The organism is Bradyrhizobium sp. 27S5, from assembly GCF_037217225.1.
In the GTDB taxonomy this organism is placed as follows: Bacteria; Pseudomonadota; Alphaproteobacteria; order Rhizobiales; family Xanthobacteraceae; genus Bradyrhizobium; species Bradyrhizobium septentrionale.
The window spans coordinates 5,254,813-5,275,109 of sequence record NZ_CP147714.1 but is presented as its reverse complement, the minus strand read 5'-3'; the positions used below and the strand labels follow the sequence as shown (position 1 = coordinate 5,275,109).

At 63.9% G+C, this 20,297-nt stretch carries 16 protein-coding genes; 10 read left to right on the top strand and 6 right to left on the bottom strand.

Annotation, left to right across the window (positions count from 1 at the left end; all coding sequences use genetic code 11):
• The first annotated feature begins 76 nt into the window (after window positions 1-76).
• Entirely contained in the window at window positions 77-457 is a 381-nt protein-coding gene (locus WDM24_RS24820; RefSeq protein ID WP_338827431.1) for a helix-turn-helix domain-containing protein, read from the top strand.
• A 120-nt stretch (window positions 458-577) separates the two neighbouring features.
• Here the strand turns inward: WDM24_RS24820 and WDM24_RS24815 are convergent, their stop codons facing one another.
• Window positions 578-2,176: an OprO/OprP family phosphate-selective porin gene (locus WDM24_RS24815; RefSeq protein WP_338827430.1), complete on the bottom strand. Its 1,599-nt coding sequence runs from the start codon at window positions 2,174-2,176 to the stop codon at window positions 578-580.
• A gap of 291 nt (window positions 2,177-2,467) precedes the next feature.
• Here WDM24_RS24815 and WDM24_RS24810 point away from each other — a divergent pair, with 291 nt between their 5' ends.
• Both WDM24_RS24810 and WDM24_RS24805 read left to right on the top strand, forming a co-directional pair.
• Window positions 2,468-3,880, top strand: a complete 1,413-nt coding sequence (locus WDM24_RS24810) for a DegQ family serine endoprotease (protein WP_338689781.1) — start codon at window positions 2,468-2,470, stop codon at window positions 3,878-3,880.
• A gap of 7 nt (window positions 3,881-3,887) precedes the next feature.
• Window positions 3,888-5,222 carry a replication-associated recombination protein A gene (locus tag WDM24_RS24805; RefSeq protein WP_338827429.1) on the top strand — a complete coding sequence of 445 codons (1,335 nt, stop codon included), beginning with the start codon at window positions 3,888-3,890 and terminating at the stop codon, window positions 5,220-5,222.
• A gap of 4 nt (window positions 5,223-5,226) precedes the next feature.
• On the opposite strand, the gene WDM24_RS24800 is transcribed toward WDM24_RS24805, so the two are convergent.
• Window positions 5,227-6,042: an alpha/beta hydrolase gene (locus WDM24_RS24800; protein ID WP_338827427.1), complete on the bottom strand. Its 816-nt coding sequence runs from the start codon at window positions 6,040-6,042 to the stop codon at window positions 5,227-5,229.
• Between the two features lie 251 nt (window positions 6,043-6,293).
• Here WDM24_RS24800 and WDM24_RS24795 point away from each other — a divergent pair, with 251 nt between their 5' ends.
• Both WDM24_RS24795 and WDM24_RS24790 read left to right on the top strand, forming a co-directional pair.
• Window positions 6,294-7,502, top strand: a complete 1,209-nt coding sequence (locus tag WDM24_RS24795) for an RluA family pseudouridine synthase (RefSeq protein WP_166297339.1) — start codon at window positions 6,294-6,296, stop codon at window positions 7,500-7,502.
• Between the two features lie 118 nt (window positions 7,503-7,620).
• A complete protein-coding gene (locus tag WDM24_RS24790; RefSeq protein WP_338827425.1) occupies window positions 7,621-8,835 on the top strand; it encodes an amidohydrolase family protein in 1,215 nt (404 codons plus the stop codon).
• A gap of 334 nt (window positions 8,836-9,169) precedes the next feature.
• Here WDM24_RS24790 and WDM24_RS24785 read toward each other — a convergent pair whose 3' ends face one another.
• Window positions 9,170-9,379, bottom strand: a complete 210-nt coding sequence (locus WDM24_RS24785) for a hypothetical protein (RefSeq protein ID WP_338827423.1) — start codon at window positions 9,377-9,379, stop codon at window positions 9,170-9,172.
• Window positions 9,380-9,668: 289 nt separating this feature from the next.
• On the opposite strand from WDM24_RS24785, the gene WDM24_RS24780 reads away from it, so the two are divergent.
• From WDM24_RS24780 to WDM24_RS24760, 5 genes are all read left to right on the top strand, one after another.
• A protein-coding gene (locus WDM24_RS24780) for an IS630 family transposase (protein WP_166081867.1) occupies window positions 9,669-10,615 on the top strand; the annotation gives its coding sequence in 2 pieces (ribosomal slippage) (window positions 9,669-10,008 and window positions 10,008-10,615; 948 coding nt in all).
• Window positions 10,616-10,927: 312 nt separating this feature from the next.
• Window positions 10,928-11,854: a glutaminase A gene (glsA, locus tag WDM24_RS24775; protein ID WP_414645770.1), complete on the top strand. Its 927-nt coding sequence runs from the start codon at window positions 10,928-10,930 to the stop codon at window positions 11,852-11,854.
• 71 nt (window positions 11,855-11,925) lie between these two features.
• A complete protein-coding gene (locus WDM24_RS24770) occupies window positions 11,926-13,578 on the top strand; it encodes an MFS transporter (RefSeq protein ID WP_338827419.1) in 1,653 nt (550 codons plus the stop codon).
• Between the two features lie 40 nt (window positions 13,579-13,618).
• Window positions 13,619-14,182, top strand: a complete 564-nt coding sequence (locus tag WDM24_RS24765) for an HdeD family acid-resistance protein (RefSeq protein WP_166297332.1) — start codon at window positions 13,619-13,621, stop codon at window positions 14,180-14,182.
• 92 nt (window positions 14,183-14,274) lie between these two features.
• Window positions 14,275-15,636, top strand: a complete 1,362-nt coding sequence (locus WDM24_RS24760) for a metal-dependent hydrolase family protein (protein ID WP_338827416.1) — start codon at window positions 14,275-14,277, stop codon at window positions 15,634-15,636.
• Window positions 15,637-15,670: 34 nt separating this feature from the next.
• Here WDM24_RS24760 and WDM24_RS24755 read toward each other — a convergent pair whose 3' ends face one another.
• From WDM24_RS24755 to WDM24_RS24745, 3 genes are all read right to left on the bottom strand, one after another.
• Window positions 15,671-16,129: a GNAT family N-acetyltransferase gene (locus tag WDM24_RS24755; RefSeq protein WP_338827414.1), complete on the bottom strand. Its 459-nt coding sequence runs from the start codon at window positions 16,127-16,129 to the stop codon at window positions 15,671-15,673.
• A 131-nt stretch (window positions 16,130-16,260) separates the two neighbouring features.
• The gene (locus tag WDM24_RS24750; protein ID WP_338827412.1) at window positions 16,261-18,417 is read right to left on the bottom strand and encodes an alkaline phosphatase family protein; all 2,157 of its coding nucleotides are present in this window, start codon (window positions 18,415-18,417) and stop codon (window positions 16,261-16,263) included.
• Entirely contained in the window at window positions 18,417-20,156 is a 1,740-nt protein-coding gene (locus tag WDM24_RS24745; protein ID WP_338827410.1) for a multicopper oxidase family protein, read from the bottom strand. The genes WDM24_RS24750 and WDM24_RS24745 overlap by 1 nt, the downstream gene beginning before the upstream one ends.
• Between the last annotated feature and the right edge of the window lie 141 nt (window positions 20,157-20,297).

Genomic DNA, 20,297 nt, shown 5'->3' with positions numbered 1-20,297 from the left:
CGCGCTGGCGTCCATTTGGCAAGTACTGTAAATTCAGGGAACTAGTCCCTGTTTGTATACTATTGGGAAAATACCGATGAAACGGAAGAATTTTGCGCGCCGGCCGGGCTGCGCCGTAGAGGCGGCGCTCGACCTGATCGACGGCAAATGGAAGGGCGTGATCCTGTATCATCTGCAGGCCGGCACCCAGCGCTTCGGCGAGTTGCGGCGGCGGATGCCCGGCATCACCCAGCGCATGCTGACCAAGCAGCTGCGTGCGCTCGAGGACGATGGTCTCGTGATCCGCAAGGTCTATGCCGAAGTGCCGCCGCGGGTCGAATACACGCTCTCCGAACTCGGCGAGAGCCTGCGTCCGGTGATCGATATTCTGAAAGCGTGGGGCGAGGGCCATCAGGAGCGGCTGTCCTGCGCGCCGGCGCCCGAGGTCATTGTGAAGAAGCCGAAGCGCGCGGCTTGAGCGCTTTCGGGCGAAGCGGGGGCCGGTTCGTGTCAAGAAAACGCGTCAAACGAACGCTCAAATGAAAACGGCCGGAGCGATGCCCCGGCCGTCTGTTTGTTGACGACAAATCGGATCGTCTCAGAACGCAACCTGCGTGCGCAGCGCGACCGCATCAAACTTCGAGCCGACATCCGCAGTCGAAGTCGCCGACGCCTGCTTGGCGACGTCGCCGTGCAGGTAGTTCAGCATGAAGCGGACGTTGTTGTTGACGTACCAGTTCAGCGCCGCGGTGTAGACGGTCTGCCGTCCACCGGCGATGCCGACCGCCTGGCCGATCTGATCGTTGAGGTTCATCTGGCTGACGCGGCCGGCGATTTCCCAGGCGCCCCAGCCGCCGCTGGCGAGCGAGAACGGATCATGCGGCTTGATACCGCCATAGGAGGCCGTTGCCGGGTTGTAGGCGTGGTTCTCGCCGGTCAGCACATAGCCGACCTGCGCGTAACCGCCGTCGAATTTCAGGCTCGACGCACCGAACGGCGGCAGCCCGGTATTCGCAGTGCGGTCGATATTGAACCAGTAGTACTCGCCCTGTGCGATGAACGGACCATAGGTCGCCGCCGCCTCGACGCCGTAGACCTGCGCCCCCGAGACGTTGGCGATCGCACCGGTCGAGATCAGCGTCGTCGGATCGATGCGCAGCTCGGGCCGGTCGCTGAGCGTGAGGGTCTGCGCCTGCGTCACCAGATTGCGCGGCGGCTGGACCAGCCATTCCGCATCGGCGCCGATATGCACCGAATAGTTCTTGCCGCTGATCGGATTGCCGGCAACGCGGACGACCGCGCCATACTGCTCCGATGATCCGGGCGGGGTGACGCTGGACGCCGAGTGAATCTGGCCGGTGGTCGGTCCGGTGACATAGCCGCCGAGCCAGAGCTGGTCGTTCCACCAGCGGGTGCCGGCGGCCGAACGGAAGTCGCCTGCCGCAACGTTCTGCGCGATGATGCCGGCCGAGGCGCGCTCCATGAACAGGATGTCGTTGGAGCTGGTGGACTCGTCGAGCGTCCAGGGCAGATCCATGATGCCGCCTTCGATCGCCATCTTGCCGCCGAACGGCTTGAAGCCGGTATAGCTGAGATAGGCATTCTCGACGCCGGAGGTGCCGCCGCCGGGCAGCGATCCCGCCGCCGTGCCACCGAAGCCGTCCGACGAGCCGCCGAAGTCGTAGATCAGCGCGTAATTCCAGTCGCCGAAGAATTTGCCGATCACGCCGATGCGGGCGCGGCGCAGATTCTCGCCGCTGTCGAGCTTCTGCGGCGACGTGCCCGCGGTGTTCGGACGATAGTCGTAACCGCCGACATCCCAGTGGATGCGGCTCGTGATCGCGATGCAGTTCTGTTCGTCCGCGGTGCAGATCGTCGGCCGGTTGTTCGGCAATGTCACCACGACGCCCGAAGGCGCGACTGGACCCTTGACCGGGATGGCGGCATTGGCGGTTGCGACCCGCGCGGCCTTGGCGTCCGCGGCCTTCGCGTTGGCGTTTGCGCTGGCTGCGGTCGCGGTGTTGGCATTGGTCTGCTTCTGCAGTTTGTCGAGCTTCTGCTCGAGCATCTTCAGCTGCTGCTTCAGCAGCGCGATCTCCGCATCGCTGCCGCCTCCGGCCGATTGCGAGTAGGCCGGTGAGGCGGCGAGCACCCCGGCCAGCCCTATGGCGATTGCACCAACTTTTGTCGCACTCATTGTGCACCCCTGTTGTGTTTGAAGTCCCCACTCACTCACTGAAACGTCCTAGGAGTTGATCGTGACTGACGCACGACAGCGCTGCCTAGCATCGCAGTTCCGCTTGTTGTCCGCGGGCAACAAGCGGAGCGGCGCAGTGAGATGACAGTCATCATAGAAGTTTGGGGGCGCGCTTCAACGCGGCTGCCACGGGTTTTGCACCGCGGCGGCGGGGGGCAGTTATCGGGCCCGGCGCCCTTCAATTGCCCGGCGAACACGCCTATATTCCGGCGTTTTCCACGAGAGGTGAGAATGCTCCGACCCGCCCGCTTTGCTGCCCTATCCGCTCTGTGCACGTTGGCTTTCATCGGGAATCTCGGCCCGGCCGCGGCCCAGGACCGCCGCGTGCCGTCCTCGCAGGCCGAGCTGCAGCTGTCCTATGCGCCGATCGTGCAGCGGGTGCAGCCGGCGGTGGTCAATGTCTATGCCGCCAAGACCGTGCAGAACCGCAATCCATTCCTGGACGATCCTATTTTTCGTCGATTTTTCGGCGTGCCCGGGCAGCAGCCCGAGCAGATGCAGCGTTCGCTTGGCTCCGGCGTGATGGTCGATGGCTCGGGCCTCGTGGTCACAAACAATCACGTGATCGAGGGCGCCGACCAGGTAAAGGTCTCGCTCGCGGACAAGCGCGAATATGAGGCCGAGATCGTGCTGAAGGACAGCCGCACCGACCTTGCGGTGCTGCGGCTGAAGGGGACCAACAAGGAGAAATTCGCGACGCTGGATTTCGCGAACTCCGACCAGCTGCAGGTCGGCGACGTCGTGCTGGCGATCGGCAATCCGTTCGGCGTCGGCCAGACCGTGACGCACGGCATCATCTCGGCCCTGGCGCGCACTCAAGTCGGGATCACGGATTATCAATTCTTCATTCAGACCGATGCCGCGATCAATCCCGGCAATTCCGGCGGCGCGCTGGTCGACATGACCGGCCGGCTCGCCGGCATCAACACCGCGATCTTCTCGCGCTCCGGCGGCTCGCAGGGCATCGGCTTTGCGATCCCCGCCAACATGGTGCGCGTGGTGGTGGCCTCCGCGAAGGGCGGTGGCAAGGCGGTGAAGCGGCCATGGCTTGGCGCGCGGCTGCAGGCGGTCACACCGGAGATCGCCGAGACGCTCGGGCTGAAGCTGCCGACCGGCGCGCTGGTCGCCAATGTCGCGCCGAACAGCCCGGCGGCGAAGGCCGGGCTGAAGCTCTCCGACCTGATCGTGGGCATCGACGGCCAGGCGATCGACGATCCCAACGCGTTCGACTATCGCTTCGCGACCCGCCCGCTCGGCGGCAGCGCGGAGATCGAGGTGCAGCGCGCCGGCAAGCCGGTGAAACTCACCGTGCCGCTGGAGACCGCGCCCGATACCAACCGCGACGAGATCGTGCTGACCGCGCGCTCGCCGTTCCAGGGCGCAAGGGTCGCCAACATCTCGCCGGCGCTGGCCGACGAGCTGCATCTCGACGCCGGCGCCGAGGGCGTCGTGGTGACCGAGCTTGCCGATGACGGCACCGCCGCCAATGTCGGTTTCCAGAAGGGCGACATCATCCTCGCCGTCAACAACGAGAAGATCGCGCGGACCAGCGACCTCGAGAAGGCATCGAAGACGGGGACGCGGGTCTGGCGCATCACGCTGGTGCGCGGCGGCCAGCAGATCAACGTGACGCTCGGCGGATGAGCCCCAAGTGAGCCCAAAGCAACCGCGGGAAGCCAGCAACCTGTTCGCTGCGGCGGGGATGGAGCAGGACGCGCCGCACCCGCTGCCGGACCGGCTGCGCCCGCGTACGCTGGCCGACGTCGTCGGCCAGGATCACATCCTCGGGCCCGACGGTGCGCTGACCCGCATGCTGGAGACGCGCACGCTGGGCTCGCTGGTGTTCTGGGGACCGCCCGGCACCGGCAAGACCACGGTGGCGCGGCTTCTGGCCGACGCCACCGAGCTGCATTTCGAGCAGATCTCCGCGGTGTTCTCCGGTGTCGCCGACTTGAAGAAGGCGTTCGATGCCGCGCGCGCCCGCCGCGAGACCGGCAAGGGCACGCTGCTGTTCGTCGACGAGGTGCACAGATTCAACCGCGCGCAGCAGGATTCTTTCCTGCCCGTGATGGAGGACGGCACCGTGGTGCTGGTCGGCGCCACCACCGAAAATCCGTCGTTCGAGCTCAACGCGGCGCTCTTGTCGCGCGCCCGCGTGCTGGTGTTTCACTCGCTCGATACCGCCGCGATCGAACGCCTGTTCGCCAATGCCGAGAAGGTCGAGGGCAAGAGCCTGCCGCTCGATGCGGAAGCCCGCGCCGTGCTGGTGCGGATGGCCGACGGCGACGGTCGCGCCTCGCTGACGCTCGCCGAGGAGGTCTGGCGCGCCGCGCGCAAGGGCGAGGTGTTCAACGCCGAGCAGCTGCAGGACATCCTGCAACGCCGCGCGCCGATCTACGACAAATCGGCCGACGGTCACTACAATCTGATCTCGGCGCTGCACAAGTCGGTGCGCGGCTCCGATCCGGATGCGGCGCTGTATTATCTCGCGCGCATGCTCGATGCCGGTGAGGATCCGCTGTTCCTGGCGCGGCGCGTGGTGCGCATGGCGGTCGAGGACATCGGGCTTGCCGATCCGCAGGCGCTGGCGGTCTGCAACGCCGCCAAGGATGCCTATGATTTCCTGGGCTCGCCCGAGGGCGAGCTCGCGATCGCGCAGGCCGTGGTCTATCTCGCCACCGCGCCGAAATCGAACGCGGTCTACACTGCGTTCGGCGCGGCGATGCAGACCGCAAAGCAGGGCGGCTCGCTGCTGCCGCCAAAGCACATCCTGAATTCGCCGACCAAGCTGATGAAGTCGGAGGGCTACGGCTCCGGCTATCAATATGATCACGACATGCCCGACGCGTTCTCCGGCCAGGACTATTTCCCGGAAGCGCTGGGCCGCCAGACTTTTTACGATCCGCCCGACCGCGGCTTTGAGCGCGAGATCCGCAAGCGGCTGGATTACTGGGACAGGCTGCGCAAGGAGCGGGGCGGCAAATAGCCCCTCACTTCACGCTCTTCACGAACTCCAAAATCTCGTCCGTCAGCCGCGTGTCCGGGGTGTTGATCGCATAGACCTCCGACATGTGGCTGTGCTGCGGCAGCATGAAGCTGCGGGCGCAGCCGCTTGGCCGCTTGCAGCTGGCTTGCTTCATGAGCTCGAATTGCTCGACGAAGCGCGGTGGATCGAGCTCGGCTGCGGTGATCAGGAACGGGATCGGGCTCGCAACGAGGCCCTGCAGCGAGGAGCGTTCGGCGTAGCGCGAGGGGTCGGAGCCGTAATAAGCGAGCTCGGCGTCGCCGGCCGGCGAGGCCGTTAGATCGTAGATGCCGGACACCATGATCGTGCCGGCAAGGCCGCCGCCCTTCACTTTGTGGAATTCGCCGTGCGCGACATAGCTTGCGACATGGAGCGCACCGGCCGACTGGCCCATCAGGAAGATGCGTTTGGGATCGCCGCCGCGGAGCGCGATGTTCTCCGCGACCCATTGCACGATCGCGCCCATGTCTTCGGCGCCCGCCGGCCACGGAAACGCCGGCGCCAAGCGATAGGTGGCGTTGACGCCGACAAAGCCGCTCTTGGCGGCCCACAGCATGACGTTGTCGTAGAACGGGCTGCCGGGTGCGCGCTTGTCGCCGGCAATGAGGCCGCCGCCATGGATGTAGATCAGCACCGGCCGTGGCGGCGACGCTGTGTCCGGCGTGAAGACGTCGAGCAGATGGCGGTCGGCGAGGCCATACTTGACGTCGCGCTCGACCCTGACGCCCTGATAGGGCTCCCTCTGTTGCAGCGGTGCGTAGAGCGCGGCTGTCTTGGGCATCTCGACGACGCGGCCGAGTTCGAGCAGCTTCTAGGCGAGCTCTTCCGGCATCGGGCTCTCCTGGGCCAGCGCCGGGCCTGACAGCATCAGGGCCGCCGCCAAAGCCGATACCGCCAGTCTCATTCCAGGGCTCTCCGTCGCTTGCCGTGTGCGGCCGGACCTGGCCGATGTGGCAGGATTTATACCGATTTCGCCGTGACGATTCGCGGCATTTGCGCTACCCAACGGCTTAACTTCGGAGTTGCAACCCCATGAGCCGACGCGTCAAGAGACCCCTCCGCCCAGCCGCCGACCGCGCCAAAGGCGCGCGTCCCAAGGGTGCGCGTCCCCATCGCGGCTCGGCGGCCGAGCGGGGGCCGGCGCATCGTCCGGGCGGCAAGCCAGCGGTGCGCCTTGGCGACAAGCAGCGTGCGCCCAAACCGTTCGTGCCTGAGCCCGAGAAGCATGTCGCCGAGCCACCGCCGTTGCCGACCAAGGTGCAGACCGTGGTCGTGACGGCGGACGAGAACAACATGCGGGTCGACCGCTTTCTTGAGGCGCGTTTCCCCGGCCTGTCGTTTTCCCACATCCAGCGCATCGTTCGTAAGGGCGAGTTGCGCGTCAACGGCAAGCGTGCGGACAGCAAGGACCGGCTGGAAGAAGGCCAGAGCGTCCGCATTCCGCCGCTCAAGCTCGATACGCCGAAGGCCGCCGCCAGCCTCTCCGAGGCGGCCAAGAAGACCCTGCAGGACCTCAAGGACATGATCCTGTTCGAGGACGCCGACGTGATGGTGCTGAACAAGCCCGCAGGTCTGGCGGTTCAAGGCGGCTCCGGCATCACGCGCAATGTCGACGACATGCTGGAGGTGATGCGCGACGCCAAGGGGCAGAAGCCGCGGCTGGTGCATCGGCTCGACCGGGAGACCTCGGGCTGTCTGCTGATCGCCAAGACGCGTTTTGCCGCGACCGCCCTGACCGGCTCGTTCCGCCATCGCTCGGCACGCAAGATCTATTGGGCGCTGGTCGCCGGCGTGCCGAAGCCGAAGCAGGGCCGCATCTCGACCTACCTCGCCAAGGAGGAGAGCGAGGAGGACAGCATCATGCGGATCGCAGCGCATGGCGACGAGGGCGCCAGCCACGCCGTGACCTATTACGCCGTGGTCGAGACCTCGGCGACCAAGCTTGCCTGGGTGTCGCTCAAGCCGGTGACCGGCCGCACCCATCAATTGCGCGCCCACATGGCGCATATCGATCACGCGATCGTGGGTGACCCGAAATACTTCAACAAGGAGAACTGGCAGCTGCCCGGCGGCCTGCAGAACCGGCTGCATCTTCTGGCCCGCCGCATCGTGATTCCGCACCCGCGCGGTGGCGTGATCGATGCCACCGCGCCGCTGCCGCCGCACATGCTGCAATCCTGGAATCTGCTCGGGCTCGAGGCCGACCGCTTCGACCCGATCGAGAACGCGCCCGAGGAGTGACGGGCGGGCGCCCGCGAAACCGTTTCCGACAGCAAGAACGATCAAACCGCGCCGCGCGCAGCCTCTATGTTGCCGCGCGCCGGCCGTTGCCGGCGTGCAATCTTGAAAGGGGCTGTCCATGATCGGGACCTGGCTACGCGTCGCGCTTGTTGTTGTTGGCTCGGTTCTCGCCTCAGTGGCAGTGCATGCCGAGACCGTTGTGCTGCGCGGCGGCAGCGTTTACGCCTCGCCCGATGCGGCCGCGCTGCCGGATGCGGTGGTCGTGATGACCGACGGAGTCATCAGTGCGGTCGGCAAATCAATCGATGTCACGCTGCCCTCGGATGCGCGCGTGATCGATTGCACCGGCAAGACCATTGTTGCCGGGTTCTGGAACAGCCATGTGCATTTCACGCAGAGTTCCTGGCGCAACGCCGGCGCAGCACCGGCCGAGGCGCTGACGCAGCACATGCAGGAGATGCTGACGCGTTGGGGCTTCACCACGGTCTGGGATCTCGGCTCCGATCCAAGAAATACGCTGCCGCTGCGCCGGCGCATTGCGGCGGGCGAGGTCGCCGGTCCCAACATCCTGCTGGCCGGCAACATCTTTCCCAAAGGCGGCCATCCCGTGTATCTGCCGCCCGAAATACAGCTTCCGGAAGCCGCGACGCCGGAGGAGTCGACAAAGTGGGCGCGCGACTGGCTCGCGATGGGCGAGGACGGCATCAAGCTGTTCACCGGCGCGTTCATGGGCGACAAGCCGGTCGTGAACATGGATCCGGCGATCGCCAAGGCGGCCGTCGATGTGGCGCACGCGCAAGGCAGGCGGGTGTTCGCCCACCCGCAGAACAAGATCGGCGTCGAGACGGTGATCGTAGCTGACGTCGATGTGCTCGCGCACACCACGCCGGGCGAGCGTGCCTATAGCGAGGACCAGCTGGCGCGGTTCAAGGCGCAGGGGACTGCGCTGATCCCGACGCTGGCGCTGTTCACCACCGTCGTGCTCGATCCCAACGTCACCAACCGTATGGTGGCCGCGACCGTCAACCAGCTCAAGCAGTTTTCGGAGAATGGCGGCACGGTGCTGTTCGGCACCGATGTCGGCTTCACCACGCAATACGACACCACGCAGGAAGTCGAGCTGATGCATCGCGCGCTGTCGGAGCGTCAGGTGCTGGCCTCGCTCACGACCAATCCGGCGACGTTCTTCAAGGCCGCGAAGAAGGGTCGGGTGGAGCAGGGTTTTGACGCCGATCTGGTGGTGCTCGACGGCGATCCGCTCAGCGACGTCGGCAACCTCGCGAAGGTGAGCACCACCATCCGTGCAGGTCGCGTGATCTATCAGAAGCCGTGATGGCTGGCCGCAGAACGCACTGCCGTGCAACGCGAGCACCCGCTACGATGCGTATCGCATCGTGCCTTGCCGGCATAATGGGTGACGGTGGAGGAACTCCCTGCCGCAGGTGCGCGCTGCCAAACATCGAAAACAACCCCATGCAAAGTAGCTGGCGGCTGCCGGCGTTCGACAAGGCAACTTGACACGTCGGGCAAATCAAGGATATATTTCCAATATACCGAAATTCAGTAAACGTTCCCTCGACCGCAATGGCGGGCTCGCCAGTTGCGATTGCGGCCGACTCCCCACAATTGAAATTGCCCCGGCTGCGTCGGTCTATTTGGCCGGAAGGCTATCCAAACGGACCAGCTTGATTTCGTCTCATGATCTTGAGCGTGAGCAGGACCGCTCCGAGCACAAGAAACAGCAGACCGACGACAATTGTGCTGGTGGATTCGAATGTCACGCCGACTGCTGTCAGCAGGCAGCCAAGAACGATAGCAAAAAGTCCACCCAGCTTCTTTACTAGTAGAAGCTGTCCGTCGCTTGCGCGCGCCACCATGATCAACCTCACTCGTTGAGTGATGCGTTCATGCCGCCATCGCCGCGGGCCGGTGTTGCCTGGACAAGCGTGGCTCACATCCGCATACGAGGATCGTACTCTTGAGCGCCAACGATGGAAATCTCTCGTTGGTGGGCATGATGATTTCCCTTTTTATTCAATTGAGCGTCTCGCGATTGGACAATCCTGCTTACCTAGAGCATTTTCCGACCGGAAAGAATCGGGTGGGGATTCCCAAAACGGCGCGAGTCAGATTCAAGCTGCATGCTGGCGAGGGAGGCCAGCATGTATGGCCAGGGCGCTTTCGGTTGATCTTCGCCAAAGGGTGGTAGCCGCGATTGACGGTGGCATGTCCTGTCGACAGGCTGCTGAGCGCTTTGGTGTCAGCGCGGCCAGTGCGATCCGCTGGCGCGGTCGCCTCAAGAAAGTTGGCGACATCGTTCCTAAACGCCAGGGCGGTGACCGCAAATCGCAGCGCATCGAAGCGCATTCGCAATTGATTCTGGAGGCGGTGACAGCGAGGCCGGATATCACGCTTGCCGAGTTGCGAGAACTGTTGAAACGTCGTGGAATATCGACTGGCATCGCGTCGCTCTGGCGTTTTTTCCAGCGCAGAAAGATCACACTTAAAAAAAGACAGCGCACGCCGCCGAGCAACGGCGCGGCGATATAAATGCCGCACGTGAGGAGTGGTTCGAAGGGCAAATCGACCTTGACCCTGAGCGTCTCGTCTTCATCGACGAAACCAGCGCCAACACCAAAATGGCGCGGCGTTACGGGCGCTCGCCACGCGGCGAGCGATGTCGTGCAGCTATCCCACACGGACATTGGAAGACGACGACGTTCACCGCTGGATTGCGCTCCGACGGTCTGATCGCGCCGCTTGTTCTGGACGGTCCAATGGATGGCGACGCTTTCCTGGCCTACGTCGAGCAATTGCTCGCCCCATCGCTGCGGCCGGGCGATACCGTTATCATGGACAACTTGCCCGCTCACAAGGTCCATGGCGTTCGAGAGGCCATCCAGGCGGTCGGAGCTAGCCTGCTCTATCTTCCGCCCTACAGTCCAGACTTCAACCCGATTGAAATGGCCTTCTCCAAACTGAAAGCGCTGTTGCGGGCCGCCGCAGCGCGCACCATGCCCGATCTCTGGCAAGCAATCGCCAACGCTCTCAAACGCTTCTCACCCGAGGAATGTCAAAATTATCTCGTCGCGGCTGGTTACGACGCAACGTGATCGGAAAACGCTCTAGCCGCGCCGGAACATCGCACGAATAAGTCGAGTGGCGTATCTCGCAACGGCGCTGCAATTCCGGGAACGATGCGTCTAGCACATTTGTCGTAAAGTCTTCTGGACCAACACAAGCATTGCAGGCGCTGTACGCGGATCGTTGACTCCGTGTTTTTTTGGGTGCCTACTTCCGGTTGCCGACTGGAAGACCTGAAACACCAAGGTCGAAATCGGGAAGGAAAGCCAATGTGGCCACCTTCGATCGCTGAACAAGCGGACCGGCCTTACATCTCGACGGGGCACTTGCCCGATCCCGAGATGGTGCAGGAGCTGGTGTCCCAAGCTCATCTGCGCTTCAAGTCGAACAGCGAAGGGACCAATTCGCAGGTTTATCCGGCCCTGGCCAGGGTGCCGAGTGAACTGTTCGGCATCTGCGTGGCCGGTGCCAGCGGACGCATCTACGGCGCCGGCGATATCGAATACGAATTCTCGATTATGAGTGTGTCGAAGCCATTCGTGTTCGCGCTGGTGTGCGAGGCCATCGGCCCTGAAGAGGCGCGCGCAAGACTGGGCGCGAATGCGACCGGGCTGCCGTTCAATTCGTTGGCGGCAATCGAGCACGGGGCGGGGCGCACCAACCCGATGGTGAACGCAGGTGCGATCGCGACCACCAGCCTCGTTCCGGGTGCGAGCGCGGAAGAACGATGGCGGTTGATCCATGACGGCCTTTCACGCTTTGCCGGTCGCAAGCTCCCGCTCAACGAGGAAGTCTACGCATCGGCCTCGAAGACGAATTTTCGCAATCGAAGTATCGCGCGGCTGCTGGAGAGCTATGACCGGATTTACTGCGACGCCAGACAGGCGACCGATCTCTACACCCGGCAGTGCTCCCTCAATGTGAGCGCCAGGGATCTCGCCGTGATGGGCGCGACGCTGGCTGACGGCGGGGTCAATCCAGTCACCAGGCAGCGGGTCGTCGATGCGGCCGTGTGCCACTATGCGTTGGCCGTCATGGTCACTGCCGGATTGTATGAGACGTCAGGCGACTGGCTGTACGACATCGGTCTGCCCGGCAAGAGCGGCATCGGTGGTGGCATCGTTGCGGTGTCGCCGGGAAAAGGTGGTTTCGGCACCTTCGCCCCGCCACTGGATGCGGCCGGCAACAGCGTGCGAGGGCAGCTCGCCGCGAAGTTCCTGTCGCAAAGACTGGGCATGGATCTGTTCGTGTCCCAACCGGACGAGTGAAACAATATGCTCTGAGGATCGGTAGAGCCGTGGCTCGATCGGTCGCAACGCCAGGCAGGTTGGAGGACGCGATGGCAACGCAAGCTATCTCGATCGGCGACGTTCATCAGGAAGAGCGCGCATCATGGGTGCCCATGATCGCGATTGCGTTCGGTCAGATGATCATGTCGTTCAGTGTCGCGTCGTTGCCGGTTGCCATGGGAGGAATGGTCGCCAGCTTCGGCGTGCCGCCGACCACGGTCGCGACCGGAATCGTGGCGTACTCGATGCTGGTGGCCGGGTTCGTGATGCTCGGCGCGAAACTCGCCCAAAGGTTCGGGGCGGTGCAGGTCTTTCGCGTTGCCGTCGTGCTCTTCCTGATATCGCAGATCGCGATGACGTTCAGTCCCACGGCCTCGGTGATGATCTCCGCTCAGGCGCTTTGCGGCGCTGCGGGCGCGGTGATCGTGCCTTCGCTCGTCGCGCTGATTGCCGAGAATTATGCCGGACGCCAGCAAGCGACGGCCCTTGGTGCGCTTGGCTCGGCGCGGGCTGCCGCCGGCGTGCTGGCATTTGTCGTCGGTGGGTTGCTCGGCACCTATATCGGCTGGCGCCCCGCGTTCGGAATTCTCATTGCTGCTTCGGCGATCGCTTTCGCTCTGAGTTTCCGCCTGCGGCCCGACCGCGGTCGCCCGGATGTTCGGATCGATCTGATCGGCGTCGCCCTTGCCGCGAGCGCAATCATCTTCATCAGTTTCGGGTTCAATAATCTGAACGGTTGGGGAGTGATCCTGGCGACGCCTAACGCGCCGTTCGACGTGCTGGGCGTCTCGCCGGCACCGGTCCTGATCGTGCTTGGCATTGTACTCGGGCAGGCATTCCTGATGTGGACGCATCGGCAGCAGGCCGCAGGGAAGACGCCCCTGCTGGCGTTGCAGGTGATCGACTCGCCAGAGGAGAGGTGCGCCGTCTACGCGCTGTTCGCAGTCGTGGCGCTCGAGGCGGCCCTGAACTTCACGGTGCCGCTCTACATCCAGATCGTTCAGGGGCGTTCGCCAATTGCGACTGCGATCGCGATGATGCCCTTCAATCTGACCGTTTTTCTGTCGGCGATGCTGATTGTCAATCTCTACGACAGACTGACGCCGCGCCAGATCGGACGCTTCGGCTTTGGCCTCTGCACTGTCGCGTTGCTATGGCTCGCGTTCGTCGTACGCAACGACTGGAGCGAGTTTCCCGTTCTCTTTGGACTCGTGCTGTTCGGCATTGGCCAGGGCTCCCTGGTGACGCTGCTGTTCAACGTTCTGGTCACGGCTTCGCCCAAGGAATTGGCCGGGGACGTCGGGTCTCTGCGCGGAACCTCACAGAATCTGGCGGCGGCAGTCGGCACCGCGGTTGCCGGAGCTCTTCTCGTCGGTCTGTTGAGTACGATCGCGCTCGGCAGGATCGCGGCCAGTCCGGTGCTGACCAAGGAGCTTCAGAGCCAGGTCGATCTCGGCAACATCACCTTCGTCAGCAATGACCGGCTGCGCAGTGTGCTCGAAGGCACCAGCGGCACGCCGCAGCAGGTCGAGGAAGCGGTGCGGGTCAACACCGAAGCGCGTCTGCGTGCGTTGAAGATCGGATTGTTGATCATGGCCGGCCTCGCCTTGCTCGCAGTCATTCCCGCGGGCCGGCTGCCGAATTACCGGCCGGGTGAAATACCGGACGACGGAGCGACAGGCGAGGGCGAGCGATCGGCCTAGTTGGGATGCGCCGCAGCTGCCTGGGATCGAGGAGGATGACATGGCTACCTATGAGAACAGTTCCACAATGCTCCGCGGCCTGCCTGGCCCGCCGCTATGGGTGTGCGTGCTGCTTGGGCTCGTCATGATCGCCGCGGGCCTTCTGGTCCTGGGCGATGTCGTGCTCTTCACCGTGATCAGCGCCATCTTCATCGGCTGGACGGCGATCGTCGCCGGCGCGTTCGAAATCCTGCATGCGTTCTGGACCAAGGGCTGGGGCGGATTCGTGTGGCAGCTTCTGCTTGGGGTGCTCTACCTTGCATGTGGAATCGTCCTGCTGAGCCAGCCGGTGACGAGTGCGCTGATCCTGACCTATGTCCTCGGTCTCTCGCTGTTGGTCTCCGGGGTTGTGCGCATGCTGGTCGGCATCGGCCATTGGCAGCAGTCCGGCTGGATCATGCTGGCATCCGGGGTGTTCGGCGTCCTGGCGGGCCTCGTCATCCTGACCGGGTTTCCGGCAACCGGGTTGTGGGTGCTCGGGTTGTTGCTGGGGATCGATCTGCTGTCTCATGGCGTCGGATGGCTGACCTACGCTTTGCAGCCTGCCGCCAGAGCGGCTCAGTAGGCCGCTCACTAATCAGGCGCAATCAAGTCGGCCCCTCGTACACAGCGAGATCAATGATAATCTCGAGCGATGTGCCATGGGCGGAGAGTGACATGTCAGATTTGAGCAAAAGCTTCGGGGTGCCTGCACTGATCGCCTCGATTGGCTTGAGCCTCCTTGGCTCACTGCCTGCGCAAGCTCAGCAGAATACTGGCGTGCTGTTCCAGAATGTCCGCGTCTTTGATGGCAAGAATGGCGCGCTCTCCGGGCCGTCCAATGTGCTGATCCGGAACAACAAGATCGAGAAGATTTCGACTGCGGCGATCACGGCCGACGCGCAGGTGATCGCCGGCGACGGACGGGTGCTGATGCCCGGGCTGATCGACGCGCATTGGCATGCGATGCTGGTACGCCCGACGCCGGCGGCTGCGATAGCCGGTGATGTCGGCTACACCAATCTCCTTGCGGCCGCGGAAGCAACGGCCACCCTGATGCGCGGCTTTACCACCGTTCGCGACATGGGCGGCCCGGCCTTTTCCCTCAAGCGGGCGATCGACGAGGGGCTCGTCGCCGGTCCGCGCATCTACCCGTCCGGTGCCATGATCACCATCACCAGCGGCCATGGCGACTTCCGGCAGCTGTCCGAACTGCCCAGAACGATCGGCGGCATGCTCAGCCGCATGGAGAGGATAGGCGGCGCCATGGTCGCGGACAGCCCCGATGAGGTCCGTGTGCGCGCGCGCGAGCAGCTCATGCAGGGAGCTACGCAGGTCAAGCTCACCGCGGGCGGCGGGGTCGCGTCGCCATTCAGTCCGCTCGATGTGTCCACGTTCACTGAACCGGAGTTGCGCGCCGCGGTCGAAGCTGCCGAGAACTGGGGGACCTATGTCGCCGTACACGCCTATACGCCGGCCGCGATCCAGCGATCGATCGCAGCGGGAGCCAAATGTGTCGAGCACGGTCACTTGATGGACGACGCGACGGCCCGCCTGATGGCCGAGAAGGGAATTTGGCTGAGCACCCAGCCCTTCGTCGACCTGTCGGGCGCCAGCGCCCTTGGGCCTGCGGAGCAGGACAAGATGCGACAGGTCGTTGCCGGCACCGACAGGGTCTACGGCTTTGCGAAGAAGTACAAGTTGAAGACGGCATTCGGCACCGACGTCTTGTTCTCGAAGGCGCTTGCTGACCGCCAAGGAGCCATGCTGACGACGCTTACGCGATGGTATACGCCGGCCGAAGCGCTCACGATGGCGACATCGACGAATGCCGAATTGCTCGGTCTGTCCGGGCCGCGAAATCCGTATCCAGGCCGGCTAGGCGTGGTGGAGGAAGGCGCGCTGGCCGACCTTCTGTTGGTCGATGGCGACCCGATCGACAACATCAAGCTGATAGAAGATCCGGCGAAGAACTTCCTGGTCATCATGAAGGATGGGAAGGTCTACAAGAATCTTCTTGGTGGTGACCGGAACAAATAGACGCACGTGATGACAGAGCAGGCCCGGCTGTGCGTCAAAGCATCAGCTTGTAGCCGATGTGGCTGCCGGTGAATCGCAGCCGCTCATAGAAGCGGTGCGCATCGGGGCGCGCCTTGTCGGTCGTGAGCTGCACGAGGTTGCAGCCTCTCGCCCTGCATTGCGCGATCGCCCATTCGAACATCTGCTGCCCAACGCCCGAGCTCCGATGCGTCGCCGCAATTCGGACCGCCTCGATCTGCCCGCGCCAGGCCCCGAGCCGCGCCAGGCCGGGGATGAAGGTCAGTTGCAGCGTGCCGATCACCTCGGCATCCGCGGTCGCCACGACCTGCAGCTGGTTTGGATCGGCGAGAATGGCCTCGAATGCGTCGACATATTTCGGATTCGGCGGTGAACTCGGATCTTCCCGCTGCTGCCCCAGGACATCGTTGGCAAGCAGCGCAATGATCGCCGGAAGGTCGGCCGGCTGGGCCTGGCGGAAAGCGATTGATGTCATTGAGCAGGATTTCCACAGAGACGAAGCCAGACACCTTACAGGCTCGCGCTGGCTATGGACATCCAGCTGGGTGAAAATGAAATCCGCCGGCCTTTCGGGCCGGCGGATTGTTGTCTCGTCAGGTGCGGTCGTCAGTGGTCCCAGCCGCCGCCATGATGATGGCCGCCGCCGTCGAAGTCGAAGAAGTCAAAGAGATCGCTGAGCGCCGGGCTGTTGACCGGAACATAGGGATTATTGGGCGCCGCGACCGGGTTCGGGAAGTTGTCGCGGCTGCGATGGGTGATCGGCTGCAGGTCCCAGTTTCGCTCGATGAATTTGATGATCGAGACGTGATCGGCATATTCATGCGAGATGTGGCCCTGCCGCGCGAACGGCGACACCACGATCAGCGGAATCCGCGTGCCGTCGCCGAAGTAATCGAGCGGCTGCACATAGCCTGAGTCGAAGTAGCCGCCACCCTCGTCGAAGGTGATGAAGATCGCGGTGTCCTTCGCGTAGTCCGAGGCCTGGACCTGGTCGACGATCTTCTTCGAGAAGCCTTCGAACAGGTTGAGCTTGGACGACGACGGGTGGCCGTCGGTGAAGCCGCTCGGCTTGACGATCGAGACCGCCGGCAGCGAATGCTTGGAGAGGTCGGAGTACAGATCAGACGAGTCCTTGATATGGGCTGCGACCTGGTCCGGGTGCGACATGATCGAGGTGTCGTACTGGAACGGGTTGCAGATGTTGCAGTACTCGTCGGCGTTCGGCCCGGCCACGCCCCAGTTGAGCTGGTAGGGGTCGTTGACGTAGTTGTTCCACTGGTCGCCGTAATACTTCCAGGAGACGTTGCGCTCGTTCAGGCTGTCGCCGATGCTCTTGCGGGTCGACGGCGGGATCGTGAACGGCGTGTTGGACGGATTGGTGTCGGTGTAGGCGTTCTTGCCGTTGCCGAAATAACCCGGATTGTAGTTGTTCAGGAGATAGTAGTGGCCCGGTTCGCAATTCGCGTTGATCCGGAGCCCCTTCAGATAGTCCAGGATCGGCTTGACGCCGGGCTGGCTCGGATCCGAGCAGTCGCTGTAGGAGCCGCCGCCGGACACCGGGCTGGTCTGGTAGGGCGGCGGAAAGCCGCCATTGCCGCCGGCGCCGTAGCCGTCCTCGGTGTACCAGTTGTTGGTGCCCGAGGCCGGATTCGGGTTCTCGATCTGATGCACGATGCCGGCGTCAGGCGTGCCGCCGAACACCTGCGTGCCGTTCGGCGGCACGGCGGCGTTGCCATAGGTGTCGCTGAAGTAAAGCATGTCGGCATGACCGAACATGATGTGGTTGGCACCGGTGCCGCCGTTGACGGACTGGTGGAAGTTGTCGCTCATCGCGTATTTCTGCGCAAGAGACGTGAAGTACGGCACGTCGCCCTTCTGCACATTGTAGAAGCCGAGCGCCGTCGAACCTTCGCCCGTGGTCGTCGCCGTCGGCGAATAGTCCGTCGAGAAGTTGGAGGGCTGCGCCGCGCCGTTTGCGCCGGCGCCGACGGTCACCTCGACCCAGGCGAACAGATTGCCGCCGCAGCCCGACGGATTGTCGCGGCTGGCCGCCGAGTGGTTGCAGTTCAGCTGCTGCCACATCTGGTAGAAGCGATGCACCGGGCTTGCCGAATAGGTGTCGTAGGGCATCGTGTCGCTGTTGGTGAGCTGGAACGGACCGGCCGGCAGCGCGCTGACATTGGTGATGCGTGCGTCGGGGGTCGCCGACGCCTGACCGGTGCCGCCGGTCAACAGGTACTGGTAATACTCGGACGGCAGGCCGGATTCCGATTGCTGCGCCAGCGCAAGCGACGCTTCGCAGCTGGTGATCGGCGAGCTGCCGCATTTGTTCGGGATGTAGGAGACCTTGGGGCCGCCGACCAGCGGAGCCGGCAATTGATCCCTGGGGAAGTTCTGCTTCGGCGGGCTCAGCAGGAACGCATCGTTCAGGCCGGTATCGGTCGCGGCCTGCTGATGCGCCTTTTCGAAGTTTGGCCCGGGGATCGCGTTCTTGTTGTGATCGAGCTTGACGATGCCCTGCGAGAGCAGGTTGAACACGCTCTCCTCGTGCCGCTCAGGTACATAGGTCGCGAACACGTGGTCGAAGCTGCGGTTCTCGCCGATGATGACGATCACGTGCTTGATCGGCGACCGGGTCTCGTGTCCACCGTGATGGTTCCAGTCCTCCGCCAGCACCGGGCCGGCGGTGAACTGACCTAGCGCAAGCGCGCTGAGGGTAAGGCGGCATCCCTGCAGCCAACGTGACCTGTGCTTGTCGCGCATTAAAGCTCTCCTTTTTGCAGATTAAGCGACTTGGTGGAACTTGCGGTGTCTCGCGGCACGACCTTGATCCGTCCCATCATGCCGCCGTCCTCATGTTCGAGGACGTGACAGTGGTAGACAAAGGTGCCGACGATGCTGGGATCGCGAAAATCCATGCGCAGGCGCACGCTCGGATACTTCAGCATCCGGCCGTTGTAGTAGGGCACATTGACGGTATCGCGCAGGAACGGCTCGTTGACGGCGACGCCGGACCAGTCGAGCAGCTGGAAGTGAAGCTGGTGGATGTGGAAATCATGCAGCTCCATCGAGCGGTTCTCGATGATCCAGTCCTCGACGTCGCCCTGCCGCACGGTGACGTCGGGAATATCAGATTGCGGATCGAACGGCTTCGGCGTCTCTCCGTCGAGGGTCATGAAGAACTTGGTCGGGCTGTTCGGGTCGTTCGGGTTCTCCGGCTGCTCGGAAAAGAACAGTTTTCTGACGCGTATCGGTGCGACGTCGCCGACCCACGGCCGATCCGGTTTCGGCAGCGGCCCGGCGTGCGCGGGCAGTGCAGCCTGCGGCTCGCTCGCATTGGCTGAGACCGTGATGGCAACCAGCGCGCGGTTGGGGTCGTTCTCGCCGGCGGGCCCGGTGTCGACCGCTTGCGTCACCAGCAAGGCCTGCGCGCCGGCCGGCGGTCCTTCGACGATGAACTCGGCGCGCGCGCCCGGCGGCAGGCCGATATGGTTGACCCATTGCACCGAGGGCGACGAGCTGCCCTCGAACTGCAACGGCACCCCATCGAGCCCGATGATGCCGATCTGCTGCGGCGCGCGGCCGACCAGCAAAGCGAGGTTGAGATAGGTGATCGCGGACGCGTTCAGCACGCGCCAGAGCTGCCGCTCGCCCGGCTTCATCGTCAGCCCGGCCGGCGGATAGTTCGGATAGGGCACCGGCACGAAGTTGACGGAGAGATCCTTCGACGGCTTGCCGAAGCCGGTGCCTGAATTGGCGACGTCGCCATCATTGTCGAGCTGGCTCTTGGTCATGACCGGCTCGAATTTCGACGGCGGCGCATCGGGATTGACGAGATCCTGGTCGCGGATCACGAGCACGCGCTCGGGGAGGTCGGCGAGCGACGGATCGGCGCGCTCGATGCCTTCGATGATCAGCGCGCCGGAGGCGCCGCCGAGCACCTGGGTCTTGCTGAAGCCGTGCAGATGCGGGTGATACCAATAGAGGCCGGGCGGGGCGTCGTCCGGGATGCGCAGGCGATACTCGAACGGCGCATCGTCGGGCTGGATCGAGGTTTTCAGCACGTCATCCTGGTGGCAGACCGGCGGCACGGTCAGCCCATGGAAGTGCAGATTGGTCGAGATCGGCGTCATCGCGGCGCTCGCGCAAACGTCGGCTTTCGGTCTCGTCGTGCAGATCGGTGCGCCGGCGAGTGGGCGGTCGATCGCAGGCGTTGCCGTGTCGAGGTCGACGAGGTCGTTCTTGAAATGGATGACCAGCTGATCGCCCGGCCTCACGCGCAGCGTCGGCGATGGCTTGCCGTCCGGTGTCAGGTAGCAGTAGCGGCTCGTTCCATCCGGCAGCTTCTGATCGTGGATACTGAGATCGGTTTCGAGCACGCCGTCGCGGCTGCGCAATTCGGCGGGTTCCTCGAGCGCGCTGCCGGGCTCCGGCCGCGCACAAACATCGTGTTGCGTTCGCGGCACGTCCTGCAAGCCCGTTGCGCCGAGCCAGGCAGTCATGCCGCTCGCCGCAAGCCCGAGGCAAGCCGCGGCGATGACACAACAAGCTGTCGAAAGTCGTCGTGCCACGCCGCCCTGCCAATACGTCGACATAGGCGCGCAAACGCGCAACCGACGCCATGCGTGACGTCAGTCCACGTC

What these genes read in the sequence shown, in the direction of transcription:
- WDM24_RS24820 (WP_338827431.1), top strand. Translation starts at nt 77, where the DNA reads ATGAAACGGAAGAATTTTGCGCGCCGGCCGGGCTGCGCCGTAGAGGCG.
- WDM24_RS24815 (WP_338827430.1), bottom strand. Translation starts at nt 2,176, where the DNA reads ATGAGTGCGACAAAAGTTGGTGCAATCGCCATAGGGCTGGCCGGGGTG.
- WDM24_RS24810 (WP_338689781.1), top strand. Translation starts at nt 2,468, where the DNA reads ATGCTCCGACCCGCCCGCTTTGCTGCCCTATCCGCTCTGTGCACGTTG.
- WDM24_RS24800 (WP_338827427.1), bottom strand. Translation starts at nt 6,042, where the DNA reads ATGCCCAAGACAGCCGCGCTCTACGCACCGCTGCAACAGAGGGAGCCC.
- WDM24_RS24795 (WP_166297339.1), top strand. Translation starts at nt 6,294, where the DNA reads ATGAGCCGACGCGTCAAGAGACCCCTCCGCCCAGCCGCCGACCGCGCC.
- WDM24_RS24790 (WP_338827425.1), top strand. Translation starts at nt 7,621, where the DNA reads ATGATCGGGACCTGGCTACGCGTCGCGCTTGTTGTTGTTGGCTCGGTT.
- WDM24_RS24785 (WP_338827423.1), bottom strand. Translation starts at nt 9,379, where the DNA reads ATGGTGGCGCGCGCAAGCGACGGACAGCTTCTACTAGTAAAGAAGCTG.
- glsA (WP_414645770.1), top strand. Translation starts at nt 10,928, where the DNA reads ATGGTGCAGGAGCTGGTGTCCCAAGCTCATCTGCGCTTCAAGTCGAAC.
- WDM24_RS24770 (WP_338827419.1), top strand. Translation starts at nt 11,926, where the DNA reads ATGGCAACGCAAGCTATCTCGATCGGCGACGTTCATCAGGAAGAGCGC.
- WDM24_RS24765 (WP_166297332.1), top strand. Translation starts at nt 13,619, where the DNA reads ATGGCTACCTATGAGAACAGTTCCACAATGCTCCGCGGCCTGCCTGGC.
- WDM24_RS24760 (WP_338827416.1), top strand. Translation starts at nt 14,275, where the DNA reads ATGTCAGATTTGAGCAAAAGCTTCGGGGTGCCTGCACTGATCGCCTCG.
- WDM24_RS24755 (WP_338827414.1), bottom strand. Translation starts at nt 16,129, where the DNA reads ATGACATCAATCGCTTTCCGCCAGGCCCAGCCGGCCGACCTTCCGGCG.
- WDM24_RS24750 (WP_338827412.1), bottom strand. Translation starts at nt 18,417, where the DNA reads ATGCGCGACAAGCACAGGTCACGTTGGCTGCAGGGATGCCGCCTTACC.
- WDM24_RS24745 (WP_338827410.1), bottom strand. Translation starts at nt 20,156, where the DNA reads ATGACTGCCTGGCTCGGCGCAACGGGCTTGCAGGACGTGCCGCGAACG.